We start from the raw sequence: 6021 nt of genomic DNA, 5'->3' as shown, positions 1-6021 counted from the left end.
CCCCCTGGGGAACCGGCGGCCGCCGTCCTTCTGCGGTTGGCTTCGCGGCCGCACTGTGACGGCCACGGGAGGAAGACGGGGATCAGCTGCGGGGATCGGCGTCGATGGCGCCCTGGACGTCGTCGAAGAGCAGGTTGGAAATCTCGACCTGGACCGTCTCGACCTGGGGGACGTCGTGCAGGAGGAGCGGGTCGTCCGAGGAGGTCTGCAGGGCGAGCGTGCCGCAGCCGAAGAATCGGTCGGTGACGTCCTTGTCCAGCTGGATGTCGGAGATCCGGGTCAGGGGTAGGTCGTGACCGACGCGACTGAAGATGCCCGAGCGGGTGATGATGCGTTTGGTGGTGACCGTGTAGGTGTGCGTGTACCACCGCAACCACGGCACGAGCAGCAGGGGGATGCTTACGACGAGGACCATCCCCCAGATCGCCAGGACCCCCCAGGGCTGCCAGCCGGCGGGCGCCATGACCGAGCCGACGACACCGACCACCAGCAGGAGGATCTCGAGGATGAATCGCCACAGGAGGACCTTGATATGGGTGTGCATGTGCCGCACCACGACCTCGTCGCGGCTCAGGAGCTTCTTCGACAGTGTCATGGTCCCATCGTGCCAGGCCGCTGAGGGCCGCGCAGCAGAGTGGGCGGGGCCAGTGGGGTGTCCAAGCAGGAGGCAGTCAGTAACCGGGTAGGAACCAGACACTGCTGGGTCGCGGGTAAGTCATGGGCAGGACAGCAGCGGGGCGGTGCCAGGACGTCTGCTGGGCGCCGGCGGGACACCGGCGGGGCCCGCAGGGCGAGGAGCTTTCAACCAGTGAGCATTCCCATACCCACCGAAGCAACGACCGGGGCAATCCCCAGGATGACGAAGGCCGGAAGGTGACAGGCCCCCAGAGGCAGAACGAGGCGGACTGCGAGGCGCTCGGCGGCCTCTTCATCACGGGCGTGCCGTCCGGCGCGCAGGTTCGCCGCCGTCGCCGCCAGGAGGGCGACCGGCGAGGCGCCGTCCTCCCAGCCGGGGCGCAGACAGGACTCCAGACGGGTGCGTCGGCTCCGCCACGGCTCGTCCTCGGGCGCGGCCCAGGCCTCCTCCCAGTCCGCGCCCAGCAGCAGGGCCCGTCCCACGACACCGGCGTTCTCCTCCTGAAGGGCCTGCGCCAGGGAGGTCAGCACCCCTGGCACCGAGGCCCCCGCGCTCAGAGCGGCCGCTGCCAGGTCCAGGACGAGGGCCTCGTCGACGACGTCATCGCCGGCCACGGCGGCCTGCACCAGACGCCCGGTGATCAGGTGGCCCACCACCATGAGGGCGACACCGAGCGCTCCCAGGACGCTGCCCACACCACCGTCGAGCAGGAGGGCGGCAGGGTCGGCGCCCACGAGCATGCCCAGCCCCAGTCCCACCACGGGCAGGCAGGCCAGGAGCCGAGCGGTGGTGCGAGGACCGGTCAGGGCGGCCCGCCGTGAGGACTCGGCGCGCCCCGACTCGGCGACACCGCTCGCCACGGCCTCGAGGATGTCGGCCAGGGGAGTCCCCAGTGCAGTGGACAGACGACAGGAGGCGACGGCTCCTGGCACTCCGGCGGCAGTGGCTCGCCGTTGCTGTCCCCGCCGTCCCCTCGGGGGCGGACGCCAATGCAGGCGACCCTCCCTCCAGCAGGGCAGCCAGGAGTCGTGCTGGACATCCGCGAGCGCGCGCAGGGCGGGTGGAACGCCATCGTCGTCGGGCTCGGCGCCCTCGGTGAGGCCGGCGCGCCGGAGGACACGTGTCCAGGCCCGCTGCGGGGTGGCGCCGGCGCGCAGGAGACTGGCGACCTCGGTGAGCAGTAGCCCGAGGTCCGGCTCAGGTGGGCCCGCCCGCCAGGAGCGCAGGGCGTTGAGAGCCCCCTGCGGGGTCGATGCTCTCGCACCGGCCGGCGAGGCGCCCGGGGTCCGCCCGCGCGGAAGACCGCGGCGGGCGGGAAGCCGGAGCACGGCAGCCGCCCGGGCGACCCGGGCGGCTGCGATCCAGGCCGCCATCACCGGTGGGCCGGCTGTCGTGCCGGCCACGGAACCGGCTACTGGACGGGCCGCTGGACCAGTCACCATGAAGGTCGGGGGCGCGGTCGCGACCATGAGGGCCGGCCCGGTCATGGCAGTCATGTCGTCCTCCCCTCCCCCGATCCGTCCGGCAGACCGAGCCCGAGGCGTGAGAAGGCCTGAAGGCCGATCCGCTCCCGCAGCGCCGGCGCGGCCGGGCCTGGGCCGGGTCGACCATCGTCGCCCACTCGAAGCGCCTCCTGGCACACCAGGACCGTTCCGGCCGGCGTCGTCTTACGTCGCAGCACGCCAATGGAGGCGACATAGCGGCGCGCCCCGGCCCCCGTATCCTGCCGGCGCAGGTGGACGACGGCATCGAGCGCGCTGGCGGCCTGGGCGGCAACGGCCGCCTCGTCGAGTCCCGCGAGCGCTCCCAGGGCGGTGAGGCGGGCGGGGACATCGGCGGGCGAGTTGGCGTGGAGAGTGGCCCAGCCGCCCTCGTGACCGGTGTTGAGGGCGGTGAGGACGTCGCGTACCTCGGGCCCCCGGCACTCGCCCAGGACGATCCGGTCGGGTCGCATGCGCAGGGCGGTACGCACCAGGGAGGTCATGGAGACCGCGCCGACGCCCTGGACGTTGGCGCCGCGCTCCTGGAGGTGGACGACGTGGGGGTGATCGGGACGCAGTTCGGCGGCCTCCTCGATGCACACGATGCGCTCGCCCTCCGGGACGAGCCCGAGCAGGGCCGCCAGGAGGGTGGTCTTACCAGTTCCGGTGGCGCCGGTGACCAGGCAGCTGGCACGACGGGCTACGAGAGCGGCCAGGACGTCGTCGAGGCCGGGGGCGATGGTGCCGACCAGGGTGAGCTCGGCCAGGGTGAAGCCGCAGCGGCGCTTGGTGCGCAGGCTGATGAGGGTGCCGTCGGCGCTCAGGGGCGGCAGGACCGCATTGAGCCGGGTGCCGTCGGGCAGAGTTGCGTCGACAACGGGACAGGCGTCGTCGAGGCGCTTGTGAGCGGAGGCGGCCATGCGCACCGCCAGGGCCCGCACCTGGGGCTCGTCCATGGAGGCCGCGGGAACGGGTTCGAGGCCGTGCCCCCGGTCGATCCAAGTGCGTCCTCCACTGACGAGGACGTCGGTGACGCCGTCGGTCTCGACGAGGGGCTGGAGAAGCGGCCCGGCGCCGTCGACGTCTGCGCGCACCCTCTGGCCGAGGCGGGCCATGCCGACCTGTCCGGTGGAGGGGGAGGCGGCGTCGCTCAGGGCCTCATCCAGGCCGGCGCCGCGAGCCAGGGCGCTACGTGCGCGGACGACTTCCGAGTCGCCGGCCTGCGGGGAGCCGTGGGGGCCGGAGTTCACAGTGGCCATGACTCACCGTCCTGTCCTCTAGTCGAGTCACTGGTCCGCCCGGTGGCTCGCTCCGTGATTCGTCGTGCGGTTCTCCCGGTGGGGGCCGCCACCGGCGCGGGCGTCTCGGGGATGAGGACGCCGGCCAACAGCCCTCGGGCCAGTGCGGTGGCGGCACGTCTGGCGGCCGAGCGGGCCCGGACCGGGTCCTCCCCGAGCGCCAGGCGCTTGCTCAGGATCCGGTCGGTGGGAAACCGCCCCAGGACCGGACAGCCGGTGATGAGCTCAAGGTCATCGGCGGAGACGTCCTCACCCGTCTGGCGCACCACGAGCCACACCTGCGTGCTCGAGCCCGAACCATCGGGGACGGCCGGGTCATCGCCGTCGGCCTCCTCCTCTCGCAGCCGTGAGGCGATGGTCTCCGCGGCGACGGCCGAACGCAGGTCGAGCCCGGTAACGAGCAGGATCCGAGCACCCGGCGGCGCGGGCGCTCCTCGGGGCAGATCCACCAGGACGACATCGTGCTCGGTGCGCATCGCCCTCAGGACCGCGTCCGCGCAGGGAAGGGGCCCGCCGCGGATGTCGCCGGTGAGCACCGGCATGGCGTGCCACACGGGCAGGGCCCCGACCAGGTGCCCGGGGCGGAAGGCCGACTCCTCCCCGGGAAGGTCCGCCCAGCGCAACCCGGTGAGCACAGCCTCTCCACACAGCAGGTCCAGACCGCCGGCGGGATCCAGATCCATCACCGCCACCCGCCGACCGGCCCGGCTCAGCGCCCATGCCAGGTGCAGCAGCACAGTGCTGGCTCCCAGACCCCCGCGAGCACCGGTGACGGCCAGGACCCGGGCCGCCGGACCGTCCCTCTGCTCCGGGGGCGTGTCCGCTGCTGCACCTGCTGTCCCCTCCAGTGCCTCCAGGGCCTTCATGACGCTCCTCCGTTCCGTTGTGCGGTGGCGCCTCGGCGCCCGTCCTGCTCCTAAGAGTGCGGCCCCTCCCCCAGGGGCGCCCGTCGACCTCATCAGACCTGTGGACACGGGATGCAGATCGATGACTGTGGCCCCGGGCGGCCCGCGCGGCGCCCGCAACATTTCCGACACGTTTCTGCAGCACTTGTCCGATTGAGGGACTCACCCGCCTGACACCACGGGCGACCTCGTGATGAGATGGACCCATGGGCGCGCAAGCTCACGCAAGCAATCACTCCCAGCCGACTGAGACGTCACCGGCGACGTCACCGACCGTCCCTCCGGTAGCGTCGGCGGAGCCGGACGCCATCGTGCCCGCGCCTACCGGGCAGCGCGCCGCGGCCTACTTCGACCTGGACAAGACGATCCTGGCGACGTCGTCGACCTGGGCGCTGGGCACCCCGATGCGGCGCAGCGGCCTCATCTCCTCACGGGCGCTGGCCTACGGGCTCGTCGCCCAGATCCCCTACCTCCTGGTGGGCGCCGGCACCCGGCAGTCGACCAGCCTCATGGAGCAGCTGGCCCACATGTCCGCCGGCATCAGCCGCCACGACCTGGTGGCCGTCGTCGAGGGCGCCCTGGCCACGGCGATCGAACCGGCCGTCTACGCCGAGGCCCTCGACCTCATCGAGGCCCACCACCGGGCCGGGCACGACGTCGTGGTCGTCTCGGCCTCCATCAGCGAGATGGTCACCCCCATCGCCCGCCTCGTAGGGGCCGACCGCGCTGTGGCCACCCGCATGGAGGTCGGCGACGACGGCCTGTTCACGGGGCGCATCACCCGTTCCATGCTGCACTCGGAGAAGGTCGTCGCCCTGAGGGAGGACGCCTCCGCCCACGGCATCGACCAGGCCCGGTGCTGGGCCTACTCCGACTCCATCTCCGATGAGCCGATGCTCAGCGCCGTCGGCCACCCCGTCGCCGTCAACCCCGATCGGGACCTGCGGCGCCTGGCCCAGGAACGGGGCTGGCCGGTGCGCGACTTCGCCCGGCCGGTGCGGTTGAGGCCGCGCTGGGAGCCCCCGCACCTGTCGACCCGGGCCGCCCTGACCGCCGGGGCGGCCGGCGCTCTCGCCGTCGCGGGCGCCGCCGCCTGGCTGGTCGCCCATCGCGGCGGACGTGGCAGAGCCTGAGCCGTCCGGAGTCCGGGACGCCCGCCTGACCCGAGTCAGGCGATTCGCATGATTCAAAGCCCGTTACCCGCATGAGCCGGCTGCCGACCTCAGGATGGCATCGGCATCGCGCCCTCATCAGCGTCCGAACCGGCCGCCCACCACCACCTGATCACCCGGCCCTCCAGGTGCCCGCCTGCACCGCCCGGCACAGGCGCTGAGCCTCCTGCACTCCCACGAGCACGGCCTCGGCCTGCCACACCACCCAGGTCACGACCCCCTCCATCGTGCCCGAGACATAGGCCGCAGCGGCATCGGCACAGGCAGACGGCAGCCGCCCGGGATACAGATCGCTGACCGCCGTCCCAGTCGGCTCGACCCCGTCGCGCACCAGCAGGTGGCGCACGAGCAGCCGGCCCACGGCGGCGTTCCCGGCCGTGAAGGGCCGCGCCGCCAGCATCTCGGCATGAACGACGGCGGCCCGCACCAGCGCCGGAGCCCGCACAACCTCGATGAGCCCCACCAGTCCCGCCAGCCGCGCCGCGAGCTCATCACCCTGCGGGGCCCGTCCCTGTCTCTTATACACAT

Annotated in this window: 5 protein-coding genes and 1 pseudogene; 1 reads left to right on the top strand and 5 read right to left on the bottom strand. The window is 72.8% G+C overall.

Going from position 1 to position 6021, the window contains the following annotated elements:
• Positions 1-82 precede the first annotated feature (82 nt).
• From RWR81_RS11950 to RWR81_RS11935, 4 genes are all read right to left on the bottom strand, one after another.
• On the bottom strand, positions 83-595 hold the full coding sequence (locus RWR81_RS11950; protein WP_314457959.1) for a PH domain-containing protein: 513 nt from the start codon (positions 593-595) through the stop codon (positions 83-85).
• Positions 596-801: 206 nt separating this feature from the next.
• Positions 802-2133: a hypothetical protein gene (locus RWR81_RS11945; protein WP_314457958.1), complete on the bottom strand. Its 1332-nt coding sequence runs from the start codon at positions 2131-2133 to the stop codon at positions 802-804.
• On the bottom strand, positions 2130-3377 hold the full coding sequence (locus tag RWR81_RS11940; protein ID WP_314457957.1) for a TadA family conjugal transfer-associated ATPase: 1248 nt from the start codon (positions 3375-3377) through the stop codon (positions 2130-2132). The genes RWR81_RS11945 and RWR81_RS11940 overlap by 4 nt, the downstream gene beginning before the upstream one ends.
• The gene (locus RWR81_RS11935) at positions 3365-4282 is read right to left on the bottom strand and encodes a cellulose synthase operon protein YhjQ/BcsQ (protein ID WP_314457956.1); all 918 of its coding nucleotides are present in this window, start codon (positions 4280-4282) and stop codon (positions 3365-3367) included. The genes RWR81_RS11940 and RWR81_RS11935 overlap by 13 nt, the downstream gene beginning before the upstream one ends.
• Positions 4283-4527: 245 nt before the next feature.
• On the opposite strand from RWR81_RS11935, the gene RWR81_RS11930 reads away from it, so the two are divergent.
• Positions 4528-5454: an HAD family hydrolase gene (locus tag RWR81_RS11930; RefSeq protein WP_314457955.1), complete on the top strand. Its 927-nt coding sequence runs from the start codon at positions 4528-4530 to the stop codon at positions 5452-5454.
• 151 nt (positions 5455-5605) lie between these two features.
• Here RWR81_RS11930 and RWR81_RS11925 read toward each other — a convergent pair.
• A pseudogene (locus tag RWR81_RS11925) lies at positions 5606-6021 on the bottom strand (Fic family protein); the annotation flags it as partial.

This window comes from uncultured Actinomyces sp., assembly GCF_963526355.1.
Classification (GTDB): domain Bacteria; phylum Actinomycetota; class Actinomycetes; order Actinomycetales; family Actinomycetaceae; genus Actinomyces.
The sequence above is the reverse complement of the archived record's forward strand: the minus strand, read 5'-3'. Positions and strand labels throughout refer to the sequence as shown.

What these genes read in the sequence shown, in the direction of transcription:
- RWR81_RS11950 (WP_314457959.1), bottom strand. Translation starts at nt 595, where the DNA reads ATGACACTGTCGAAGAAGCTCCTGAGCCGCGACGAGGTCGTGGTGCGG.
- RWR81_RS11930 (WP_314457955.1), top strand. Translation starts at nt 4,528, where the DNA reads ATGGGCGCGCAAGCTCACGCAAGCAATCACTCCCAGCCGACTGAGACG.
- RWR81_RS11940 (WP_314457957.1), bottom strand. Translation starts at nt 3,377, where the DNA reads ATGGCCACTGTGAACTCCGGCCCCCACGGCTCCCCGCAGGCCGGCGAC.
- RWR81_RS11945 (WP_314457958.1), bottom strand. Translation starts at nt 2,133, where the DNA reads ATGACTGCCATGACCGGGCCGGCCCTCATGGTCGCGACCGCGCCCCCG.
- RWR81_RS11935 (WP_314457956.1), bottom strand. Translation starts at nt 4,282, where the DNA reads ATGAAGGCCCTGGAGGCACTGGAGGGGACAGCAGGTGCAGCAGCGGAC.